The sequence below is a fragment of the Dyadobacter crusticola DSM 16708 genome (genome assembly GCF_000701505.1).
GTDB classification, from domain to species: Bacteria; Bacteroidota; Bacteroidia; order Cytophagales; family Spirosomataceae; genus Dyadobacter; species Dyadobacter crusticola.
On sequence record NZ_KL370788.1, the window covers coordinates 36718 to 60359 of the forward strand.

General features: G+C 46.9%; 18 protein-coding genes. 8 read left to right on the forward strand and 10 right to left on the reverse strand.

All coding sequences use genetic code 11. The features are described 5' to 3' along the window. The first annotated feature begins 170 nt into the window (after window positions 1–170). The 3 genes from Q369_RS0126870 to Q369_RS0126880 all read left to right on the forward strand — a co-directional run bounded on the left by Q369_RS0126870 (window position 171) and on the right by Q369_RS0126880 (window position 7153). On the forward strand, window positions 171–3419 hold the full coding sequence (locus Q369_RS0126870) for a SusC/RagA family TonB-linked outer membrane protein (RefSeq protein WP_031530801.1): 3249 nt from the start codon (window positions 171–173) through the stop codon (window positions 3417–3419). Between the two features lie 38 nt (window positions 3420–3457). Further along, window positions 3458–5026 (forward strand): RagB/SusD family nutrient uptake outer membrane protein, encoded by a 1569-nt coding sequence (locus tag Q369_RS0126875; RefSeq protein WP_031530802.1) that lies wholly within the window; start codon window positions 3458–3460, stop codon window positions 5024–5026. 123 nt (window positions 5027–5149) lie between these two features. Beyond that, a complete protein-coding gene (locus Q369_RS0126880) occupies window positions 5150–7153 on the forward strand; it encodes a T9SS type A sorting domain-containing protein (RefSeq protein ID WP_051664310.1) in 2004 nt (667 codons plus the stop codon). A gap of 51 nt (window positions 7154–7204) precedes the next feature. Here Q369_RS0126880 and Q369_RS0126885 read toward each other — a convergent pair whose 3' ends face one another. From Q369_RS0126885 to Q369_RS0126925, 9 genes are all read right to left on the reverse strand, one after another. Continuing rightward, window positions 7205–7984, reverse strand: a complete 780-nt coding sequence (locus Q369_RS0126885; RefSeq protein ID WP_031530804.1) for a TIGR00266 family protein — start codon at window positions 7982–7984, stop codon at window positions 7205–7207. 71 nt (window positions 7985–8055) lie between these two features. Next, window positions 8056–8310, reverse strand: a complete 255-nt coding sequence (locus tag Q369_RS0126890; protein WP_031530805.1) for a hypothetical protein — start codon at window positions 8308–8310, stop codon at window positions 8056–8058. Between the two features lie 110 nt (window positions 8311–8420). After that, window positions 8421–9971, reverse strand: coding sequence for a glutamate--tRNA ligase (gene gltX / locus Q369_RS0126895; RefSeq protein WP_031530806.1), 1551 nt, complete (start codon window positions 9969–9971; stop codon window positions 8421–8423). Between the two features lie 176 nt (window positions 9972–10147). Further along, on the reverse strand, window positions 10148–10516 hold the full coding sequence (locus Q369_RS0126900; protein WP_031530807.1) for a Rid family detoxifying hydrolase: 369 nt from the start codon (window positions 10514–10516) through the stop codon (window positions 10148–10150). A 52-nt stretch (window positions 10517–10568) separates the two neighbouring features. Beyond that, entirely contained in the window at window positions 10569–11087 is a 519-nt protein-coding gene (locus Q369_RS0126905) for an acyl-CoA thioesterase (protein ID WP_031530808.1), read from the reverse strand. Between the two features lie 16 nt (window positions 11088–11103). After that, window positions 11104–11970, reverse strand: coding sequence for an outer membrane beta-barrel protein (locus Q369_RS0126910; RefSeq protein WP_031530809.1), 867 nt, complete (start codon window positions 11968–11970; stop codon window positions 11104–11106). A 196-nt stretch (window positions 11971–12166) separates the two neighbouring features. Next, entirely contained in the window at window positions 12167–12865 is a 699-nt protein-coding gene (locus tag Q369_RS0126915; RefSeq protein WP_031530810.1) for a head GIN domain-containing protein, read from the reverse strand. A gap of 63 nt (window positions 12866–12928) precedes the next feature. Next, window positions 12929–15496, reverse strand: a complete 2568-nt coding sequence (locus Q369_RS0126920) for a PspC domain-containing protein (RefSeq protein ID WP_031530811.1) — start codon at window positions 15494–15496, stop codon at window positions 12929–12931. Between the two features lie 28 nt (window positions 15497–15524). Beyond that, the gene (locus Q369_RS0126925) at window positions 15525–15899 is read right to left on the reverse strand and encodes a PadR family transcriptional regulator (RefSeq protein WP_031530812.1); all 375 of its coding nucleotides are present in this window, start codon (window positions 15897–15899) and stop codon (window positions 15525–15527) included. 171 nt (window positions 15900–16070) lie between these two features. Here Q369_RS0126925 and Q369_RS0126930 point away from each other — a divergent pair, with 171 nt between their 5' ends. The 5 genes from Q369_RS0126930 (at window position 16071) to Q369_RS0126950 (ending at window position 22331) form a co-directional block, all read left to right on the forward strand. Further along, window positions 16071–16610 carry a dihydrofolate reductase gene (locus Q369_RS0126930; protein WP_084165871.1) on the forward strand — a complete coding sequence of 180 codons (540 nt, stop codon included), beginning with the start codon at window positions 16071–16073 and terminating at the stop codon, window positions 16608–16610. A gap of 22 nt (window positions 16611–16632) precedes the next feature. Next, entirely contained in the window at window positions 16633–19740 is a 3108-nt protein-coding gene (gene porU2 / locus Q369_RS0126935; RefSeq protein WP_051664311.1) for a putative type IX secretion system sortase PorU2, read from the forward strand. Window positions 19741–19797: 57 nt separating this feature from the next. Further along, the gene (locus Q369_RS0126940; RefSeq protein WP_031530815.1) at window positions 19798–20520 is read left to right on the forward strand and encodes a DUF4290 domain-containing protein; all 723 of its coding nucleotides are present in this window, start codon (window positions 19798–19800) and stop codon (window positions 20518–20520) included. Window positions 20521–20560: 40 nt separating this feature from the next. Then, window positions 20561–21868, forward strand: a complete 1308-nt coding sequence (gene murA, locus Q369_RS0126945) for a UDP-N-acetylglucosamine 1-carboxyvinyltransferase (protein WP_031530816.1) — start codon at window positions 20561–20563, stop codon at window positions 21866–21868. A gap of 166 nt (window positions 21869–22034) precedes the next feature. Continuing rightward, window positions 22035–22331, forward strand: a complete 297-nt coding sequence (locus Q369_RS0126950; RefSeq protein WP_031530817.1) for a hypothetical protein — start codon at window positions 22035–22037, stop codon at window positions 22329–22331. A 402-nt stretch (window positions 22332–22733) separates the two neighbouring features. On the opposite strand, the gene Q369_RS0126960 is transcribed toward Q369_RS0126950, so the two are convergent. Next, on the reverse strand, window positions 22734–23588 hold the full coding sequence (locus Q369_RS0126960) for a 3-keto-disaccharide hydrolase (RefSeq protein WP_031530819.1): 855 nt from the start codon (window positions 23586–23588) through the stop codon (window positions 22734–22736). Window positions 23589–23642 lie beyond the last annotated feature (54 nt).

Consider the following 23642-nt stretch of genomic DNA (forward strand, 5'->3'; position numbering starts at 1 on the left):
TCCTGAATACAACCAAGCGGATTATTCTGGCCAAATTTGAATAGGAATAAAATCACATTTAATATAACTCTCATCGTCCTGTACTCAATTTAACCAACCATCCTTCTATGACTAAAAAATGACCCAAGCTACAAAACCTAATTTATGAGAAACGTTTAACTAACCTTTAAATGAAAAATACCGATACCAAACAATGGTTGCTCCGCATGCGGGGCATCCGGAATTCATTAGTACTCCTGCCGGCACTTTCGTGTTCCGTAGCTGCTTTTGCAGGAGTAGCAGCTGACGCAGGGGCGTCAACCGTGATCCGAATTGATAAAACGATCAAAGGAAAAGTAACAGATAAAGAAAATGGCGAGGGGCTGCCCGGCGTGAACGTAGTACTGAAAGGTACCAGCACCGGAACTACAACTGACGGTACAGGAAATTATACACTGTCGGTACCCGATAACGGCGGAACACTTGTATTCAGTTTTGTAGGTTATGTTGGCCAGGAAGCTGAAATAGGCAATCGCACTACAATTGACCTTGCGATGGAATCTGATGCCAAGGCGCTTAGCGAAGTTGTTGTAATTGGTTATGGTACTGCTAAAAAATCAGATTTGACAGGTTCTGTGGGATCTGTAAAAGAAGAGCAGCTGAAAGAAAGACCAGCTCCTTCATTGAACCAGGCATTGCAGGGTAAAATCTCAGGTGTGCAGGTGAACGTAAACTCCGGACGCCCGGGTGGTCGTTCCAACGTGCGTATCCGTGGTTTCAGCTCGATCAACTCTTCCAACAACCCATTGTATGTGGTGGATGGAGTAATGCTGCCGCAGGGTAACCAAAACCAGCAAAGCCAGGCGATCGATTATATCAACCCGAATGATATCGTATCTGTTGAGGTTTTGAAAGATGCATCTTCCACAGCCATTTATGGTGCAAGAGGTGCTAATGGTGTGATCATGATCACGACCAGAAGAGGTAAAGCCGGCGAAGGCGTTATCACATACGGTCTTGACCTGAGCGTACCTACTGCCGGCCCTAAAAGAGCGAAAGTTCTGAATGCCCAGCAGTATTTGGACGTTGAAGATCTTGCTTACAGGAACATGGAAAAGTTTGACAAGGCTGGTTGGGACGCTGGCAAGTATTTAACGCATAATCCGCAGGTTCGCCGTGCAAAGCTGGCAGCAGACCATCCTGACGTTTTTACAGTAACCACGAACCCTGACGGTACAAAAAAATATGCTCCTAACTACGACACCAACTGGTTCGACGAGTCTACCCAGCACCGTGTTTCTCAAAACCATCAATTGGGTTTCAGCGGAGGTAACAACAAAACCACCTACTCGCTGTCACTTAACTACCGCGACGATCAGGGTCTGATCAAAACATCTTACCTGAAACGTTATGCAACCCGTTTCAGCATTGATGACCAGGTGAAAAAATGGCTTCGCATTGGAGGTACATTGAGCTACAACAATCAAGCTGAGAACCTGGTCGACATCAACGATGCTGTACCTCGTCAGATGGTGGAAGATTTCCCTTTCCTTCCGGTAAGATATCCTGACGGAACATTTGCAAACAACCGTGATTACCCGGGTGCAGAAGGTGCTTTCAGCTCAGTACACCGTTTGAACGGTCGCAGATACAATCTGAATACCCAGACTACATTGGGTAGCCTTTACGGAAACGTTACCCTGGCCCCTGGCCTTGAATTCCGCTCCGTTCTTGGTATTAACATCATCAACCAGGAAGTGAACCAGTCACAGACCCGTACTTTGACTCCTAACGAACTGGGTACTGCTAGAAAAGAAACCAGAAAAGAGACTTTCTGGTCGTGGGAAAACTTGTTGACCTACAACAAAACCTTCGGAATTCACTCTATTAACCTACTTGGAGGTATTTCATGGCAGGAAACCAATATCGCAACAACCGGCATAGGCTCGCAGAACTTCTCAACTGATTACTTCGGCTTCAATAACATTGGCGCTGGTGCAGTTTTGCCATCTTCTAACCCTTATGTTTCTGGGGCTTCACGTTTTGCATTCAACTCTTACTTCGGTCGTGCAAACTATACCTTACTTGAAAAATACCTTTTCACAGTAACGGGCCGTGCAGATGGTTCTTCTAAATTCGGAGATGACAACAAATTTGCGTTCTTCCCTTCTGCTGCATTTGCATGGAAAGTATCTGATGAAGAATTCCTGAAAGGCAATACGTTGATTTCAAGCTTGAAACTCCGCACCAGCTACGGTTTGACAGGTAACTCGGAGATTCCTCCTTACTCGTCACTTCCTTTGCTGAGATCTAACTATGCAGCGATTTATGGTGACACACGTATCGGTGGAACTGGTATCAACAGGTTGGCGAACAGCGATTTGAGATGGGAAAAAACAGCACAGACTGACGGAGGTTTGGAAATCAGCTTCCTGAAAGGAAGAATCTCATTAGAAGCTGACTACTACTACCGCAAAACAACCGACATGCTTCTCGATGCACCTGTTCCACGTACAAGCGGTTACGCTGTGATCAGAAAGAACATCGGTTCTATGGAAAACAAAGGTTTCGAGTTTGCTTTGAACACGGTAAACTTCGAGAGAGCTAATTTCTCGTGGAATACGAACTTCAATATCTCGTTCAATAGAAACAAAGTGTTGTCGCTGGCTACACCGGCTGATATCTTCGGAGTGGGTGGTCCGTCAATCACTAACCAAACAAGCATCCTGCGTGTTGGAGAGCCAGTTGGTGCATTCTGGGGACTTACCCGTCTTGGTACATGGAGCGAAGCTGAGGCAGACGAAGCTGCGAAATTCACCAGCTACCGTGGTAACCTTCAAATGCTGCCAGGTGACGTGAAATACAAAGATCTGAACGGAGACTACAAAATCACTGATGCTGACCGTTCAATTATCGGAAACGGTAGTCCAAAAGGCTGGGGAACACTTTCGAACTCTGTGCGTTTCGGAAACTTTGATATGACACTTGACCTGCAATTCTCTTACGGAAACGACTTGATGGACATGAACCTCCACGCGAGTGAAGATCGTCAGGCTCTTGCCAACAGCTACGCAACTGTACTGGATGCATGGACACCTGAAAATCAAAACACGATGGTAGCTCAGATCCGTGATACAAAAGCGGGTTATGTAACTAACGTGGATACGCGCTGGATCTTCGACGGTTCATTTATCCGTGGCCGTAACTTGTTGTTCGGTTATAACTTCCCGTCGGAAATTGCAAGCAAAATGAAAATGAGCAGACTAAGACTTTACGTATCAGCTCAGAACTTCTTCCTGCTTAGCAAATACCCACACGGCGACCCAGAACAAACACCGATCCGTGGTGGAGATGCAGACAACGTATTCTCGCAAGGGATGATCTGGCACAGCTATCCAAGACCAACCACTTATATGGGAGGTATACAGGTATCGTTTTAACCACCAGATTATTGGGATTATCAAAAATGACATTCAGTATGAAACTATATAATAAAAACATTTCCAAGCTACTGCTTTGCGGAGCGATCCTCCTGGGCCCGACAAGCTGCTCCGAGTTCCTGGACGAGCAAGACCCGTCGAACCTTCAACCGGATACATTCTATACAATTCCTGATCACGCGGAGGCCGCTGTTGCAGCCACTTACGCTGATATGCGCTTCTACGGAGATGGTGCCGGTATTTTCTCTGCCAACTGGCAAATGCTGGAAGCTGTAACAGGAACAGCGACGACCGAAACGGGACAGAACTCCGATCTGAACAACTTGTATGCATTGATCTACGATGGTAATACAGGTCACATTGCGAATTTCTGGAATGGTCTGTACCGCGTTATTGCGAATGCAAACCTTGCAATTGATAAAATCCCTGGTATTCCATTCCCGGCTGCAAACGAAGCACAGAAAACACGTTTGATCGGCGAAGCAAGATTCTTGCGTGCATGGGCGTATTTCTATGTGGTGAGACTTTGGGGTGATGCACCTTTGATCACAAAACCTCAGACTGCCAGTTCAGAAGATTTCTTTCCTACGAGAGCACCTCAGGAAGAAATTTATAATCTGATCGTGGAAGATCTTGCTGCCGCGGAAGCTGCCGGGCTTGCTGATTTCAATACAAATGGACGTGCTTCTAAAATGGCAGTAAAGTCATTAATGGCAAAAGTGTATCTGACAATGGCAGGATTTCCTTTGAGCAAAGGAGCATCCCATTACAAGCTGGCTGCGGACAAAGCTCTGGAAGTAATCAACTTCTCAAAGGCAAATCCTTCTGTTTTGAATTTGTTTCCTACCTACAAGGAACTGCGCCAGGAAAACCTGAAAAACAGGGTAGAGCATATCTTCCAGATTCAGTACAACACTGTTGTTGCTCCTTTCCCGTTGAACGACTTCTTCCCGAACTTCAAAGCGGTAACCTTTGCTGGTCCAAGCGGAACAGGAAGCACAGTGCCTACGCGTTCATTCTATAATTCTTATGAAACGGGCGACCTTCGCACCAAAGATCAGGAGGGCTGGTTCTATACCTCTTACTATGAAAATGGTACAGGTGCTAAATTTGAACTGGGCGCACCTTATGTATTCAAATATTTCAACGTTGCTGCGCTGGGCGGTCCGGGTATTACACCAACAAGGCTTAACAACCTAAACGTAAACCTGATCCGCTATGCAGAAGTATTGTTGATCTACGCGGAAGCTCAGAACGAAGTAGGTGGCCCGAATGCAGAAGCATACGAAGCCTACAAGCGTATCCGCGATCGTGCACAGCTGAAAACACCTGCGCTTGGCACCTTCACCAAAGCATCGTTCCAGGAAGCTATCTGGCGTGAGCGCTGGTGGGAATTCGCTTACGAAGGAATTACCTGGTTTGATATGGTACGTCTTCGCAAGGTGTTCAACGAAACCACCAAAGGTTTTGACAACTTTGTAGGTCACCGCAACCTGAATGTGAGTGGTGGCGCTCCATTGCTGGAAAGACACCTGTTGTTCCCTATTCCAATTCCGGAAATCAGAAACAGCCCGAAGCTGACTCAGAACCCAGGTTACGACGGATAGTTCAGAAAGTTTTGCAGGAGCCGGTTCCATTTGGGACCGGCTTTTTTTGTTTTAAGCTATATTGGCAGGATCAATCTTGAACGTGTAAAAGCGTTATATAGATTACGGCAAGAAGATCATCGTATGAAAATCTGGAAGTGTACTTTATGGCTCTTATTTATCCTTGCATTTCAAACTTCAAATGCGCAGATAGCCGTCTTTTCCCCGGTCAATAACCAGGTAATGCAGCGGGATAGTAGTGGACGGGCGCGTGTTCCGGTCACGGCGTACGCTTACTTCCCCTATTCCGCCATCAAAGCGTCGCTCATTCCGGTTGAAGGCAATCCCAATAACGCGAAAGAATTCACGATCCCAGCCGAGCAGATCAGCCAGGGATTTCTCAGCTTTGATTTCATTGCAGAAAGTGGCTGGTACCAGCTCAAAATTGTCGGCCAGACTGACTACGGTACCATTGATTCGGTTACTATACCGAGAGTCGGCGTGGGGGAAGTATTTCTGATCACCGGCAACTCCAATGCAATGGGCCTGCCCGGGCTTGGTGCGAAGGATGCTTCGGATCATGTGATTTCTTTTAACAAAACCAACAAGATCCTCAATAACGAAAATATCACAGTAGCGCCGAATGCGCCCATGCCGGCACCCGCTTTTGAGATATTAAAGAAAGACAATTATGTGTTCCCAACTGGCGAAACTGCCTGGTACTGGGGCGAATTGGGCGGAATGCTTTCGGAGCGATGGAAATGTCCCGTTCTGTTTTTCAATGCTGCCTGGGCGGCGGCTAACTCAGAAAATTACCGGGATGCAGCGAGCGGCAAAGATGCTTACAATCTGTATGTAGGTAAATATTGGCCAAACCGCCAGCCTTATAGCAATATCATCAATACAATCAAATACCTGACTGCGTCGTCGGGTGTGCGGGCTGTCCTTTTCTCACACGGCGAAAATGATGCCCAGCTGGGGTTTACGGGAAACGATTATTTCAATTCGATACGGACACTGATAGAAAACAGCCGGCGGGATGCTGGCTACACTATTCCCTGGTTAATCGCGCGGAATTCAGCAAGCCAGCTGCTGCCCAATCCCTATCTCCCCGTCTTGGAAGCGCAAAACAGATTAACAGAATTGCCGGGTTTTAATGTATTTAAAGGACCTTACCTCGACACGATCCAGATCCCGCGCCCAGCTTCCGGCCATTTCGAAAGTCTGCCCGGCGGAGTGCCGGGACTTACCTTGGCGGCAACTGCCTGGAATCGCACGCTGAGCGATTCGCTTATGAATAATCTTCCGCCGGTACAGCCTGCGTACTCCATTCACACGGGTGTCGTACCCGCATTGCTCTTCCCAGGCGCTGCCTTCTCTCTTCCTTATACCCTGAATGGGAATGCAGAAAGCGTGATAGTTCAGGCGGAGCTGCTTAATCAGGAAGGTAATTTCCTGGATACATTAAGCGTCGGAACAACAAACCCGATACAGATCCGGCTACCGGCTGACCTGGCCAACGGAACTTACCGGATCAGACTGGTGGGTACCAATCCTACGCTTCCCGGCAGTATCTCCGATTTGTTTTATGTGGACCGGAGCTATTCCAAGATTGATGCTGTAAACAGGATTTCGGTGAGGCCGGTTGGAGCCGCAATATACATCTCCTGGCTGCTGGCCGCCGATCCCCAGCTGCCCGAAATCACCTTGCAGAAAACAACTGACGGGGTTGATTACTCCGACCTTCAAACTTTCAATTCGTCACAGACGCAATCACAGGTATTTGGCTACCGTGATGCTGATGCAGAATCGAATGCGATTTTTTACAGGTTGAAAATGCATACTAGCAGCGGCGAGGAATCATTTTCAAGAGTTGTCACATTCTTCCGCAACGGCGGCCCGCCAGACTTTACGGTATTCCCTAACCCTGTCGACCGCGGCATGTTTTACCTGATTACCTCTGATGAAAAGTTCCTGATATGTGAGCTGTTTGACGCAGCTGGCCGAAAGCACAGCATTTCTTTTTCAGATCGTGAGACAATCGGCGTAATTACAGTGCGGCCCGTTGAAATGCTTCCGACAGGCATTTACATTTTGAAAATCACAACTGAGAATGCAGTTGTTTCGCGACGGGTGTTGATAAAATGAAAAGAGGCAGAGAAGTGACTCCCTGCCTCACAATATCTATTTGAAAATCAATTAATCTTCAAAGAGGCTTCCTAATCCGCCGATCACCGAGCCGCCTTCTTTTCTCGCGTTGGGGCCGCCAACAGAAAGGCGCTGTATCAACTTGGATATCGGCATCGACTGGATCCAGCAGCGACCTGTACCTCTCAATGTAGCCAGGAACATCCCTTCCCCGCCAAATACCATCGATTTCAACCCACCAGAACGTTGAATGTCAAAGCTCAGTGATTGCTCAAATGCCACCACGCAGCCTGTATCGACCCGCAGCGTTTCATTGTTGAGCTGCTTCTCCATTACTACCCCACCGGCGTGCACAAATGCCATTCCATCACCTCTTAGCTTTTGAAGGATAAAACCCTCTCCGCCAAACAACCCTGAACCAAAACGCTGGTTGAAATGGATTTTCATGCTGGTACCCATCGCGGCACACAAAAAACCGTCTTTTTGAACGATCAGCTCACTTCCATATATTTTCGACAGGTCGATCGGCATTACAGTTCCCGGGTAAGGTGCTGCAAATGCAACTTTTTTCTTGCCTATTCCGCGGTTGGTAAAATGCGTCATAAAGAGCGATTCTCCGGTCAGTAAGCGGGTACCTGCCTGGAATATCTTGCCCATAATGCTTTGGTTCGCCTCGGATCCGTCGCCCATTTTGGTTTCAAACTGAATTCCGTCTTCCATAAAAAGCATTGCCCCAGCCTCTGCAATAACGGTTTCATTAGGGTCAAGCTCGATTTCTACAACCTGAATATCGTCGCCGATAATCTTGTAATCAATTTCGTGTGAGATCATTTTCGTAAAGGTTATAAGTAAAATATCAATCACTACATTGAATTAACCCCTCCTTCCTCCCCTTCATCCCTTTACTCCTCCTCCTCTTCTTCTTCGGATGTTTTCTTCTTGGACTTACGCGTTTTTCTTCCCGGAATATCCTCGCGGTCGCGCAGCTTTTTGTCATCCACATTCTTGTTCAGGAATTCGTTGATCTTATCCATATCGAAGCTGGTCGTAATTTCTCCGAATGAATTGATCTGAATGTCAAAACCGTCCAGGTCTTTGTGCACCCTCGGTTTCTCCGAAGCCGGTTTGGAAGAATCGGTTTGTTTCTTTTTAGCCATTTTGTTTAAAAAGCAACAGAATTACTCGCGTAACCTGGGTTTCAATGTTTACGAAAATAGATATTGTCTACCTGCAACCAACAGAAATTGATTGTTCGGTTATATAAATGCTATGCCAGTCGTATTTGCTGTGACAAACGGTTTAATGCATTTTCAAGCCGTTGCACCACTTCCTGCTTTCCTAGGATTTCCATGATGATCATCAGGTCGGGGCCGGCTCCGGCTCCGGTCACTGCCAGGCGAAGTGCCTGCATTACTTTTCCCATTTTGATCCCCAGCTTTTCCATTGTTAACGAAATCACCTCCTTGATCTCATGGGCTGTAAAATCCCCGTTGTATGCTGCCAAAGCATCTTTCAGGCCGCCAATTGCAGTAACTGCCTCTTCATTCCATTTTTTCAATGCTACTTCCGGATCGTAAGCCTCAGGTGCGCTGAAAAGGAAAAGCGACTCGCTTACGATGTCTTTAACAAAATGGACCCGCTCTTTCAGCAAATGCACGATTTGGGTAAGCTGGCCGCTGGTAACTTCTATTCCCTGGGAAGCGTAAAGCGGTTTAAGTTGATCTATTACAACTTCGTCGCTCAGCTGTTTCAGATATTGCTGATTGAACCAGTTGGCTTTCTGGATATCAAATCTTGCACCTGCTTTATGCACTCTTTCGAGACTAAAAGATTGGATCAGTTCTTCCATACTGAACATTTCCTGCTCGGTACCCGCATTCCAGCCGAGCAGTGCAAGGAAGTTTGCGGTAGCTTCGGGCAGGTAACCTTCTTCACGGAATCCTTTTGCTTTATCACCAGTATTAGGATCGGTCCATTCCAGCGGAAAAATCGGGAAACCGCCCAGGTCTGCATCACGTTTGGAGAGCTTTCCATTGCCGTCTGGTTTAAGCAAAAGCGGCAAGTGTGCAAACTGCGGCATCGTACTTTCCCAACCCAGGTATCTGTATAACAAAACGTGCAGCGGAGCCGATGGAAGCCACTCTTCCCCGCGGATCACGTGGGTAATTCCCATTAAGTGGTCGTCCACGATATTGGCCAAATGGTAAGTCGGCATCCCGTCGGATTTCAGCAGCACCTTATCATCGATTTGCGACGAATGCACCACTACCCAGCCGCGTACCAGGTCATTGAACCGGACTTCTTCCTTTGGACTGATCTTCATGCGGATTACATAAGGATCTCCGCTTTCGATCCGCGCCTTGGTTTCACCGACAGATAACGTAAGTGAATTGGTCATTTCCATGCGTGTGATCGCATTGTACTGCGCGGCTGCTACTTTGGCTGCTTCCAGTCGCTTCCGCATTTCGTCGAGTTGCTCGGGAGTATCAAAAGCATAGTAAGCTTTTCCCTCCGAAACCAGTCGCTCTGCATATTCGCGGTAAATCTCTTTTCGTTCCGATTGCTTGTAAGGTGCATGCGGGCCACCCTGCCGGGGACCTTCATCAATTTCAATTCCAAGCCAGGCAAGTGCTTCTAATATATAGTTCTCAGCGCCGGGAACGAACCGGTTCTGATCGGTATCTTCAATACGGAGCAACATTTGCCCACCTTGCTGCCGCGCAAAAAGGTAGTTATACAAGGCGGTACGAACTCCACCGGCATGCAGCGGCCCCGTAGGGCTAGGCGCAAATCTTACTCGAACGGGTTGATTATTCATTTATCTTTTACTGTTATTAATAGTCATTAGTTGTTATTGGTGGTCAGCAATTGTCATTGGTTGTCGGAATTGTCATTAATGGCCATTGGTGGTCATTGATTGTCATTGCTCTTGACAAAAACTACAAATTACTATAACTGACAACTAATGACAATAAATGGCCAAAGGCAACCCCTTTATTCCACCGCCACAACTGATATTTCCACATTCACATCCTTTGGCAGTTTAGCTACCTGTACTGTTTCACGCGCGGGAGGCTCCTGGGTGAAAAAGCTGCCGTAGATTTCATTAACAGCAGCAAAATCGTTCATATCCTTCAAAAATATACTGGCTTTCACCACGTGCTGGAATCCAAGCTTTGCAGCACCCAGAATGTGACCGATGTTCTGCATTACCAAACCGGCTTCCGCTTTGATATCACCTGACGTGGCAGCTTCGGCAGCAATTTGGCCGGAAACATAGAGGATTCCATTCACTTTCACAGCCTGGCTGTAAGGGCCAATAGGCGCCGGCGCCTTATCTGAGAATATAATTTCCTTTGGCATAAGTAATAAAGAGTTGAACCGTAAAATTACCAAATAATGGATGCAGATGGCGTTAGCCTGCCTGAAAAAGCGCTTTCAGTTCAGTAGCATCTCCGGGGCTCATTCTGTTGGCGAGTACCAGGCGCAGCTGGCGCCTTCTGAGTGCGCTGAGATACAGCTCGTGTTCGTCCGCAGTTTCAGGTTCCAGCGGTGGCACTTCAATGGGCCGGCCATTTTGGTCCACGGCCACGAAAGTATAAAATGCGCGATTGGTACTCACACGCTCGCCTGCCGGGATATCCTCCGCCCAAACTTCCAGAAACACTTCCATGGAAGAATTGAATGCACGCGTAACCTTGGCGCGCATGGTTACGATATTACCAAGACGGATAGGTTCAGAAAAGGACACATTGTCAACAGAGGCTGTCACCACAATGCGGTTGGAGTGCTTTTGCGCTGAAATAGCAGCGCAAATATCCATCCAATGCAGCAGCCGCCCACCCATCAGATTGTTCAATGTATTGGTATCGTTCGGAAGTACCATTTCGGTCATTGTTACTTCCGACTGGTGCGGGTGCTTTGGTTTCAGCATATTGTTTTTGGATTAACTAAAATTTAGGGCAGCGGGTTTTCTTTCTTTCCTTTGCCTGCATCCGATTCCCGATCCGGTAAGCTGCTTTTGCCTGCAGGAATAAATAGCTGTCTTTGCTGTCCGGATTTCCACGGTTGAATCCCGGCTGCCGGGCGGGCTGACCGATCTCGGGTGCCCGGTCGGAAAGTCGGCGCGCGAGGTCGCTGGGAAGTAGGTCGGGATTGGGATAAACGGTACTTACATCATCGAGGTAATCAGAATTGACGAAATTATTGCAAATTTCCAAGCCCAGGTCAAACCGCTCGGCTACTCTGAAAGATACGCCGATACCCGCCGTAAAAACGAGCGGGAGCCTGGTGTACTTCACACCTTCCGTCCTAAGTGGCGCCAGCTTTTGCCACGTACCGTCGATCTCTGCTTTCGGGTTCAGCAATGTGAAACCAATGCCGCCCAGAAGATACGGGTTAACCCGCGCCTGCCGGTTAAAAGAAAACAGATCCGCCTTGATGCCGATGTTGAGATCGGGATTGAATGTTTTGAATGAAAGGTTATTCTGAAAATTCTTCGAGTATTGCTGATCTGCTGCAACGCCATAAAACCGGAGCTCTCCTCGTGCGCTGAGATGCTCTGTAAGCCGGTACAATGCGCCAATTGAAATCGCGGGCCCCAGTCCCAAATGCTTCATGCTGACACCGTCACGCAAGTCGCCCATGTAATATGCGACACCCGCACCCGCCGTTAAGCTCAGATCCCCAAACGGATTTACATACCGTCCTCCAAACTTCGATCTGCCTTGTGCACTACTGTTTAAAAATGCTCCAAAAATCAGGATCAAAGTGATTGCCGCAACCAGCCGGAACGTTTGGGTAGACTTGATTCTCATCCCTCAAAAATTTAAATACTTATTGGAATAAAGGCTTATCCGAATAGTTTGTAATTACTAATAGTTTCAGGAATAGAGGGAGGGTTAAAGTGCGTAAATATATTACTCTTGCATTAATATGTTGCTTTTTGGTTTTTGACAGAAAACAAAAAAGCCGGACTAAGCCGGCCTTCTTATCCATGGTGAATTCAAATGATCATTCCCCTCTCTTCACGGAGCTTGCTCCGGAAGTACTGGAATGAATATCTTTTGCGCCTCCGGAGTAGCGGACACTGCTGGCGCCGGATGCTTCCGCACGTACTGCATTGCTGGCAAATACTGCCGCACTGCTTGCGCCTGAGGCATCTATGTTAACTTCTTTGGTTTGAAAATTGCTTCCGCGGAATGAAGAGGCTCCTGAAACTTCTCCGTCCAGAACATCACAATTTCCATTCAATGTAAGCGACGAAGCGCCTGACAATTCCATTGTTACTTTTGTTGCGGCCAGGTCCATATTTACCTTGGAAGCGCCACTTACTTCAATTTCCATGTTTTTGACTCCCGAAAATCTGGCTACCTGCGCATTGCTGGCACCGGAGAAATCAACACCCTGCAAATTCGGCATTGTAATACTCACGTTGACCGTTTTGCGGTTTTTGTTCCAGCCATTTCCCTTGTAGCCCAGTTTCAGTTCTCCGCCAGAAATATTGGCTTCGATATCTTCGAGATCTTCTTCCCGGCCTGTTGCGGTTACACTGTAATTGCTGCCTTGTTTCACATCAATTTTAAATGCACTGCCCATTGCCAGTCTGTTGAAGTTCGAAACGTTGAATTTTCTGGTTGTCTGCGCCATTGAGCTCAGTGAGACTACGATGAACGCGAGCAGGGAAATTTGAAATACAAGTGCCTTTTTCATGGTATTGTTCTGTTAGTTTTTTCGAAAGATGATTTCGTTTGACTGAAAGTTGCACGAATGCATTTACTCCTGGATATTAATTTTGCTCGCCCCGCTGGCATGTCGGTCCAGGTTCGGGATCCTGCCCAGTTCTACTTTAGAGGCACCCGAAGCGTCTACATCCGCATTCTGAATATTCATTTCATTGGCTGTCAGCTTACAAGCTCCGTGTACATCAAACGACGCAGACTTAGCAGATCCCCTCAATGTGGCTTTTGAAGCGCCCGATAAGCTCAGTGTCAGCTGGTCGGCCTCTACATTGAACTCCGATTTGGAAGCGCCGGAAACTTCAACGTTCAACTTAGGTAATCCTTTGAAGCCCGATACCAGCGTTTTGTTTGCTCCTGACAAATTCACGGATTCAACCGTCGGCATTGTAATTACCAAACCGATTCTTTTCCAATCGTTTCCGAAAAGGCTGAACTCGGCAGAGCGTTTGACGCGCAACGTACCGTCCTCAACAGTTACTTTCAGGTCGTCAATCTCTTCTTGTCCCTCCGAGTCGGCGGTTACGTTGAACTCACTTCCCTGACGGATTACGATCGAGTATGCGCCTCCGATATCGATCTTGGTAAAATTGCTCACCGGAAACTGTTTGATATAATTACCTCTTTCTCCCAGATCGAGATCACTGTTGTAATCTTGCTCGAAAGAATAGTTTGAGTTCTCATTTTCCTCGTCACTTCTCAGAAAACGGGCAGGTATATTAGTACAGATCAGTCCCGAATCACGCTTTACAACCCAGATCAGGTTATCCCATTTTACCTCCTCATCGTCCAGATTATACCGGTCCATTTTCCGCGTGCCTGATTCCCATTCATTAATCGAATAGTAAAAATCACGCGACATAATGAAAGGTTTGTTATAAGGCACATTAAGGGTGAGATCAATGCGCTGGTCGCGGAAAAGGCGATTGGATAATGCAGGGCCGTCACTAAACACGAAGACAGAATCTTTCACATCCACATTGTATTCGAGCATCTCCGCATTGTTCTGCGCATCTTCTCTCGTGCGGCCCCGGGCATGAAGTGTCTTTACGAGTTCAATGCTGTCTGTGGCATTGAATCCGGCCAGCCTGAGATTTATGTCTACATTCTCCTCGTCATAATTTGGATTATAGTTGAGTGTCAAAGTACCATTAGGTACAGGATAAAATACCGATTGAACAACCTCTCCGCGTTTTGCAAAATTTCTCTGAAACGAAATCCCGCCGATTGTAGACCCGATGATACCTACGATCCAAAGCCCCAGCATAGTCAGCCAGACGGTACCGCCTACAATTCTTTTATTTGACAAAAGTGTAAGACCGAGGATCAGAAAGGTCGCCAGCGGAATAGCCGCTACCAGCATTCCCGACAGAACAAGCGTACCAGGAAGCTCCTGGAAAATGCGGAATGGGACCGGCAGATCATCAAAAACAACCTCGTTGGTCAGCCCGAAAGCTACTCCTAAGCCTACGATCAAACAAAACAAACCAAGTACCGACATGGCGATCAGGAATGCGCCGATAGCAACTCTGAGAATGGGTCCCAAGCCTTTAAGCAACTTTCCAAGCGCAGCAATAATCAATGCGATCGCACGAAAAGGGAAAAGGAGAAATTTGGTCAAGCCTTGCTCCTCACCGCCTTTTTCTTCCAGGTTAAGACTTTGTTTGATATTGGATTCAATGTTGGAAAGCGTGATCGGCTCTCCCTGCATTTCCATTTTCTCGGTAAGGGTATTCGCTACTGGTGCGATTACCCATAATACGATATATATGATGACACCGGTACCGAAAAGAAGAATGGACAACACCCACAAAAAACGCACAACACCTAAATCAACCCCGAAGTAAGAAGCGACACCCGCTGCTACGCCACCGACTACTTTTCTATCCGGATCACGATAGAACTTTTTGATCCGGGTATCCTCTTCCAAAGTGGAAGAACCAGGGAATGCCACCCACATTGCGATGTACACCAGCACCATGAATCCGGCGAAGGGGCCAAATTCATCTTCCATGTCCAGGTTCATCATACCTGAGCCGGCAGGCAAGCCAATCACAGCAAACAGGAATGCAAGTCTTACCCAGATGGGATCAATGGTAAAATGATGCGCCAGACCTGCCGCTACGCCACCTATCAACTTACGGCGCAAGTCACGGTACAGCTTGCGCGGACCAGCTGGCTTTGCGGGTTCCGTAACCGGCGGAATGTAGGAAGAAGAATTCCCTTCAAACGAAGGACCCGCATTGGATGAGTACGAAGAAGAAGTTGTTTCCTGCACCGGCACAGCAGTTCTGCCGGCTGTTTCCAGCGGATCTGCAAGGATATCTTCCGCTTGTTCAATGGCTTCAAAATCGGCTACCGTACCCATTGCAGCGATCAGCTCGTCCACATCCGAGAGTGAGATTACCTGTTTGGCTTCTGCTTTCTGCTTGTTGATAAACCGTTCTGCGACGCGGCCTTCGATGTCCGAAACGATCTCCTTGCTGTCTGCAAATGAAGAAAAGTATCGCTGTATCGAATTAAGGTAGCCTTTTAATTTCTCGTATCCATCTTCCTCGATATGGAAGATAATACCGCCGATATTTATACTGATTGTCTTTTTCATGGTTGGAATAATCGAATGTCTTGTATGATCAGTTAGGGTCAGGAAGATTGCCAGGAGCTGTTTTGCTCAATTCCTCTGTACGCCGAATAACAGTTGTAACCGATTCTGCGAGTTCAAACCAGGTCGCCTGCATTGCATCCAGAAATACCTTCCCCTCTTCCGTCAAAACATAATATTTCCGTGGTGGCCCCGAAGAGGATTCCACCCATTTGTAGTCGAGCCAGCCCGAATTTTTCAACCTTGTCAAGAGGGGGTACAACGTGCCTTCCACCACCATGATGTGAGCAGATGTAAGTTCATCCAACATATCCGAGGCGTAAACCTCGCCCCGGGATATGATGTGCAGAATGCAGAATTCCAAAATTCCCTTCCGCATCTGCACTTGGGCATTTTCAATATTCATGTGGTTTCATGTGTTAATTAAATGAATAAGTTCATGGCTAATAGATAGAAATTCATTCTAACACTACAAAGGTATACACAGGTACTTTGTGATGCAAGGTACCATGTGAAAAAGATTGAGTGCTTGTGAGGAATGGTATTTTTGTTTGATGACCGGTAAAAAACAATGATCATGACTGAACAACCTTCTGAAACCAACCAGGAACTACCCCGCCCGGCACTTTACATCATCGCAGCCATGAGTGAAAACAGAGTAATCGGGAAAGAAAATCACCTGCCCTGGCACCTGCCCGACGAATGGAAACATTTCAAGGAAGTGACCGCCGATAAGGCATTTATCATGGGACGCACCAGCTTTGAGGCGCCTGACGCATTGCATTCTTCCCGGCTGAATGTAATCCTGTCTTCCAAAACTGATCAGCCGCAAACTCCGGGAACTGTGTACGCGAAAGATATTCCGCAGGCACTTGCGTTACTTTCCGGCGAAACGGAAGTATTTGTATTAGGAGGCGGGCATGTATTCACACAGATGCTGCCGCTTGCCGACAGACTATATCTGACCATTGTTCACGCCCAGCTGGAAGGCGACGCGTTTTTCCCGGTAATCAATCCGAATGAGTGGGAGCTGACTAATTCCGAGTACCACGGAGCAGATGAAGCGCATTCCTATTCGTTTTCGATGAATTTATATGTGAGAAAAACGGCGGACTGACCTGCCGGATTTTCTCAAACAAATGCGCAAAAAGCTTTTACACACTATCCTTCTGTTCCTGGTCCTGAGCGCTCCAACATTCGCCCAGCAAGCTGCCGGCGACGAATGGATCAACGATCAACAGAATTATTATAAGGTCCCGATCACAAAAACAGGTTTTTACGAGCTTAGCACTTTACAGCTTGTGAATGCAGGAATACCTGTCTCTGCTATTCCATCCAAAGCATTTCAGATTTTTACAGGCGGGAGAGAAATCCCCATTGAACTTTCACAAAATAACGACGAGCCGCTTTCAGATAACGGCTACATTCGCTTTCAAGGAAAAGGAAATGACGGCGCAAACGATACTTCGCTCTACATTCCTCCCGCATTGATGCCGCATTCATATTACAGTCTGTATTCGGATACCGCATTCTACTATTTGACCTGGAAAATGAACGGTACAACCGGAAAAAGAACCAAATTGGCAGTCAGCGACTCAGTTTCACAGAAATTCAAAGAAATACTGCAACTATACAATTCACATTACCTGCCCGGCACATTTTACCCGAAAGGCAGCGGATTTGAAACCGGCTCTGTCCTTTCCGGCTATGACACCGGCGAAGGCTGGACGGGACCTAAACTGAAGGAAGATGAACATTTCAGGGTAAAAATTCCTACTGAAAACGCGGATTTCGACAGGCCAGATTCTATTGCATTTGAAATGCTTCTTGCCGGTTGGTCGGCCGGGACGCATTTGTTTAAGTTTTGGTCAAAAAAGGGAGGTAGCTTGTCAAGGAAACTGGCTGATGTTCAGTTTGAAGACTACAATACGCACCTAATCCGATTGACCATCGGCCCGGCAGATCTGGATACGGCTGGTATGTTCCATGCTGCTCTGGTCCCCGCTGGCGCAGGCGGCCACCTTTCGGTTTCGTATTTTAAGCTCATTTACCCGCAGAAGCCTAACTGGGGCGATAAAATTGTTTACGAGCAACTTACCGGACTTACCCAGATGCATTTCCACAAAATGAACGCTGGGAAAGCTGACTATTTGATCATCACACATCCGTCCATGCGCATTCCGGTGCAGGGTGAAGATCCCGTAGCAGCCTATGCGAAATACCGGGCATCGCCGGCGGGCGGTAATTACAAGCCGCTCATTATTCACACAAGCGAGATCTTTGACCGGTTCAACTACGGGTTACCCGGACCAGTCGGGTTGAAAAACCTGATTGCCAAACTGGCGCCTGGCTTAAAGTTCGTGCTGCTGATCGGTAGGTCTGTGGACCCGCAAAAAGTACGAAAAATCGCAAATGCGAGGGAGGTGGACATGGTGCCCAATGCGGGCTGGCCGGGTTCAGACCTTTTGCTTGCTGTTGGTGAACAGTCTCCTGTTCCTTTGGTTCCCGTGGGGCGGATCAATGCGTCAACTTCACAACAGGTTTGGGATTATTTGCAAAAAGTAAAGGCAATGGAAGCAGAGCCGGCAGCGGCTTCGTGGCGAAAGAAGATGCTGCATTTGAGCGGCGGCAGGTCGCGGCAGGAGTTATCTGTTTTTAAAGATTATGTAAAAGGTTTTGAGCAAAAAATTTTGGGCTCATCGCTTGGCGCGGCTGTACAAACCCTTTCGAAGGAAACCGACGATCCTGTTGAAAAAGTACCATTTCACACTAAGCTGAATAAAGGAGCCGCATTGCTTACTGTTTTCGGACATTCCGGACCGGACGTCACGGATATTGATATCGGTTTTGCAAGCGACCCGGCTCAGCAGTATCACAACAAGCCATTTTTCCCAGCGATTATTGTAAATGGCTGTGCTTCCGGCAGCATCTTTTTTTCACCCAAAACCCTCAGTAGCGACTGGATATTTTCACCTGACAATGGAGCAGTTCTCTTTTTGGCGCATACTTTCAATGGTGTTTCTACTGCATTAAAACGCTACACTGATCTTTTCTATGAAGTCCTGGCCGATGCTTCGTTCGTCAGTCTTCCATTTGGAATAATCCAGCAAGAGGCAATCAGGAGAAACCTGGCAAGCGACGCAAATATTTACGATACGATCACCACCCAGCAAATGAACCTCCACGGTGATCCCGCAATCCGCATCTTTCCCGCTCAGCTTCCGGATTATAGCATCGACTCCACTTCTCTGTTCATTTCAGATGGTGCTGGCGGGGATTTCAATGCAGAAAGTGACAGTATGTTTGTTCAACTGGCTGTTCAAAACAACGGAAGGTACCGACAAGAGCGATATAGTTTCTCCTTCCGCCTGCTCCGTGACTCCGCCGTTCTTGCTGAATATAAATTCGAGCGAGAGGCTGCACCAGTATCAGATACGCTGCAAATTTCTGTTCCTAATCACTTGCGGTTAAATGATACCGATTTGCTGGAATTCGAGGTTGACGAAGGCCGGTTGCTGGTCGAAGAGAATGAGGGAAATAACCGGTATGCTGTCCGCATTGTTGAGCTGAAAAACAGTGCTACCCAACCCGACAAAAGCCCGCCGGTGCTACTCGTGAAGCTTGATGGAAGGTTTATTGAAAATGAAGACCTGATTTCCAGGGAAGCTGAAATCGAACTCTCCTTAACAGATCTCCATGCCATCGCAGCCAGAGAAGATACTGCCGGCATTGTGATGTGGATCAAACCTTTATGCGACAGCTGCGAGGAGTACAGATTGTATTTAAATGGCGCTACCTGGCGGAACGCAGACCCCGCGCATTTTTATTTAACTACAAAACTACCAGCTAACCTCGCTCCCGGAAGATACCTTTTGACAGTCCGCGCGAGGGATTTGGATGGTAATTTTGCTCCCGATTACCAGATTATCTTTAATATTTCTGAAAAACCTGCGATCAGCCGCATTGAACTTACACCTAACCCGGCTACAAAAGCGTTTACATTCAAAGTGACAATCTCTGGTCCGAAAGCGCCAGACAAGGCAGCATTGATGATTACTGACCTTTCCGGACGAACAATATCGACCATGCAACTGAGTCCGCATATCGGACGAAATGAGTGGTTTTGGGAGCCCAAGAACCTTGCAGCGGGTGTATATATCTACATCATCTCTTTCAGCGAGCGTCTACCTACATTTTCACCGGCGGCGGAAAGCAAGGTGAGCGGCAGATTATTATGGTTTCCTTAAAGATTTCTTTCGGCAAAAACTTCTTATTTTTGTCCATTACATAAATAATCCAAAGTTTTGAAAGAATACGGTAGTAACGTACAAAAGCTTGCCGACCACATTGTTAAAATGGAGGATAAGGCAAAACGCAATCTTTACGCACACATCCTGATCGAATTAATGCGGCAGATCCATCCCAACATGAGGGATAATCAGGATTACACTAATAAATTGTGGGATGACCTGTACATTATTTCCGGCTTTGAGCTCGACGTCGACAGCCCATTCCCGCCGCCTTCACCGGAGGCACTTGGTAAAAAGCCTCTTAAAGTAGGCTACAATCAGCAAAACCTGACTTATCGTCACTACGGCAAAAATATCGAGCTACTGCTAGAAAAGGCAATCCAAACTGAAAACAAAGAGGACAGACTTGCTTTTGTTTCCTACATATTCCGGTTGATGCGCTCGTTTTTTAATGCCTGGAACAAAGACAATCCCGAGGATAGCGTGTTACTGGGCCAACTTGAACAACTGAGTAAAGGCGCTTTGACAGAAGAAATCGAGTACATTCGTCAAAATGGGCCAGTTGATGCTGCTCCAAAAGACCGCAACAATAATGGCGGGGGACAGGAAAGAAACCGCGGTAACCACGCCGGCGGAGGCTTCAAAGCGCAGGCCAATCACAATTCGGAACGCCAGGGTGGAAATACCCAGGGTAATCCCAACAGAAACAGGCCGAACAAATTTGCCGGCCGCAACGGTAACAACAACCGTAATAACCGCAAAAAATCCGGAATGTAAATTCCGGTGCATTGTATTTCTTCAACTGCCCAAACCAATCATGGCTTCATTTAAAATAACCGGGGATAGACGTCTCAAGGGTGAAATCGTACCGCAGGGAGCAAAAAACGAAGCGCTTCAAATTATCTGCGCCGTACTCCTGACCGAAGAACCAGTAACAATCCATAACATTCCCGATATCCGGGACGTCAATCAGCTGATCAACCTGCTCGGCGATCTCGGCGTGCGCCGCACCAGGCTGAGTGACAGCTCGATCCGGTTTGAAGCGAGTGAGATTAATCTCGATTACCTCGAATCTGACTCGTTTCGCCAGAAAGCGGCCGCATTAAGAGGCTCCGTTATGCTTCTTGGCCCGATGCTGGCCCGCTTCCGGAAAGGAAGAATTCCACGGCCGGGAGGAGATAAAATTGGTCGCCGCCGGCTGGACACCCACTTTCTAGGCTTCGAAAAATTAGGAGCAGAATTCAGTTACGACGAAGAGGACGGGGGTTTCTACAAAGTCGATGCAGCGAACCTGAAAGGAACGTATATGCTGCTGGACGAAGCCTCGGTGACCGGAACAGCGAATGTGTTAATGGCGGCAGTAATGGCGGAAGGAACTACGACCATCTACAATGCAGCCTGCGAGCCTTACCTGCAGCAGCTTTGTAAAATGCTGAACAGAATGGGCGCAAAAATCTCAGGTATCGCTTCCAACTTGCTTGTAGTGGAAGGTGTAAGTGAACTGAAAGGCACTGAACATACGATGTTGCCCGATATGATCGAGATTGGCAGCTTTATTGGTCTTGCTGCCATGACGCAGTCAGAAATAACGATAAAAAATTGCCAAATTCCTCAGCTGGGCATTATACCTGATGTTTTTCAAAGATTAGGTATCAAAATGGAATTTCGCGGAGATGACATTTTCATTCCTGCGCAGGAACATTACCGCATTGAGAATTACCTGGACGGATCGACATTGTCTGTCGCTGACGCGCCCTGGCCTGGCTTTACGCCCGACTTGCTGAGTATTATCCTGGTAACAGCTACCCAGGCCCAAGGCACCGTGCTGGTTCACCAGAAAATGTTTGAAAGCCGGTTGTTCTTTGTAGATAAGCTGATCGAAATGGGTGCGCAGATCATTCTTTGCGATCCTCACCGTGCTACGGTAATAGGGCACAACCGCGAGACACAGCTAAGAGGAATCCGCATGACCTCCCCTGATATCCGCGCCGGAGTTGCATTGCTGATCGCAGCAATGTCTGCAAAAGGGGTGAGTATCATCGACAACATCGAACAAATCGACCGCGGCTACCAGAACATCGATACAAGGTTGAATGCGATCGGTGCGGAGATTGTGAGATTGTAAGCTTTTAGCTGTTGGCCATTAGCTGTTAGCCCTGACAGTTTAAGCGCAGTCTGCGTTTATATCGTTCCGATCGATAAGTGGCACAATACCGTTAGAGAATTATAGCAATAAACAAGGTTGTCCGTTGAAGGATCTCTTGTTTATTGCTATTGTTTTATAGTTCTCTATGGCAAAAGATTTTCGTCGTACCAGATTTGTGATAATTTTTTCTTTGCTAACATCTGCCTCTGCATTCACTTTTATAAGTGCTTGGAAGAGAGAGGAAGGTACTTCTGATAACAGCACACTTTCAAATTTCTTTGCTGACTCTTTTTCAATCTTTCGTTTTCCAGTACACACGCTCTTATTAGATCGCCTTGAAAGTCAGGATGGAGGTGCCTTCCTATTAGGACTTGTCGTCAATGTTGCTGTTTATACCGTAATAATTGAAATATTACTTTCCCGAGTAATTCGTAAAAAGTAAGCGTATTTACGAACGAAATTAGTACTTCGTAATTGTCAGCTCTAACAATATCTCTCTTCTAGGTACATAAATGGCTCCCAAGAAAATTAACCTAAAAAGATTTGCAGCAATTACGATCTTTGTCTTTTTAGTAACTCTGTTTGCACTTTACAAAATATGGACAGAGGCTCAGAGAGATCAAGATAATTCCTGGGTTACCGATTTTATTTCTAAAACTTATCTTATACTTCGGTTCCCTTCACATCCACTTCTAGGATACATCTTGTCTTTTTTCAATGAAGAATGGGTGAGCCATCTTTCTGAAATCCTATTTTTCCCAGGACTAATTTTTAATGCTATGTTTTACGGCTTTCTAGCTGAATGCATAATACAAAACTTCTGTTCGCCGTCTAAGTTAAGAAGCTACTTCCTCTTATAACTACACTTACTATTATCCGCCTTCACGAAATAAGTCTTGTAATTACTCGCTTTCGGATCCATGCAGCCTTTCAGATCCAGGATTTCTACTTTCCTGAACTCTACAGGGTGGCTTTCGCTTTGCAGGGAGATTGAACCGTGATCGAGTAATTTACCCGCGATCATCAGGGAAGGATCATTTCCGCTTACGTTTCCTCCGCCAAGCTGTGGCTTGTTGTATTCCAGTACCATTTCGCCATTTGCAAAGTGCTGAATGAGTGAATCGCCGAGTACAAGCACCTCCGCTTTTACCCATTGATCCCCATTGTAAGTCTTCGATTTAGAATTAATGCAATGTTGGGTGATCAGCTTTCCGTCCATTACCACGTTGGTTCCCGGCGTACAAAGGTTGCAGGTAGTACGTACCTTATCGTTGCCGCCCAGCAGCTGCACCTCAATGGAGGCAGGAAAATCCTGGTCTTTGCCCATTGTTGCTGCGGGCTGCCCGTGTACCATGATTCCACTGTTTCGCCACGCCCAGCCTTCGCCTTTTGGCGCTTGCTCGCCTACAAAGCGGTACTCTACTGAAATGCGGTAATACGAAAAATCCCCTTTGTAAAAGATATGACCGTATTTTTGTTTGAAATCATCATACTTGTCATACCGCACTACCATTTTCCCATCCTCAACCCTGAAAGTGTTGTTGTAATTGTCGTTTAACTCATACCCACGGATTTTGATATCCCACCCGTCGAGGTTCTTTCCATTAAAAAGCTGCTTCCATTCCTGCTTGTCGGCATTCTTTTGCGCAGATACACTCAGCCAGATCAGGCTGAAAAGCATGGTTAATTGTACTTTCATCTGGTAAATAGTTTTAAGAGTTTTGGCCAGGTTTTTATGCATATAAACTAAACA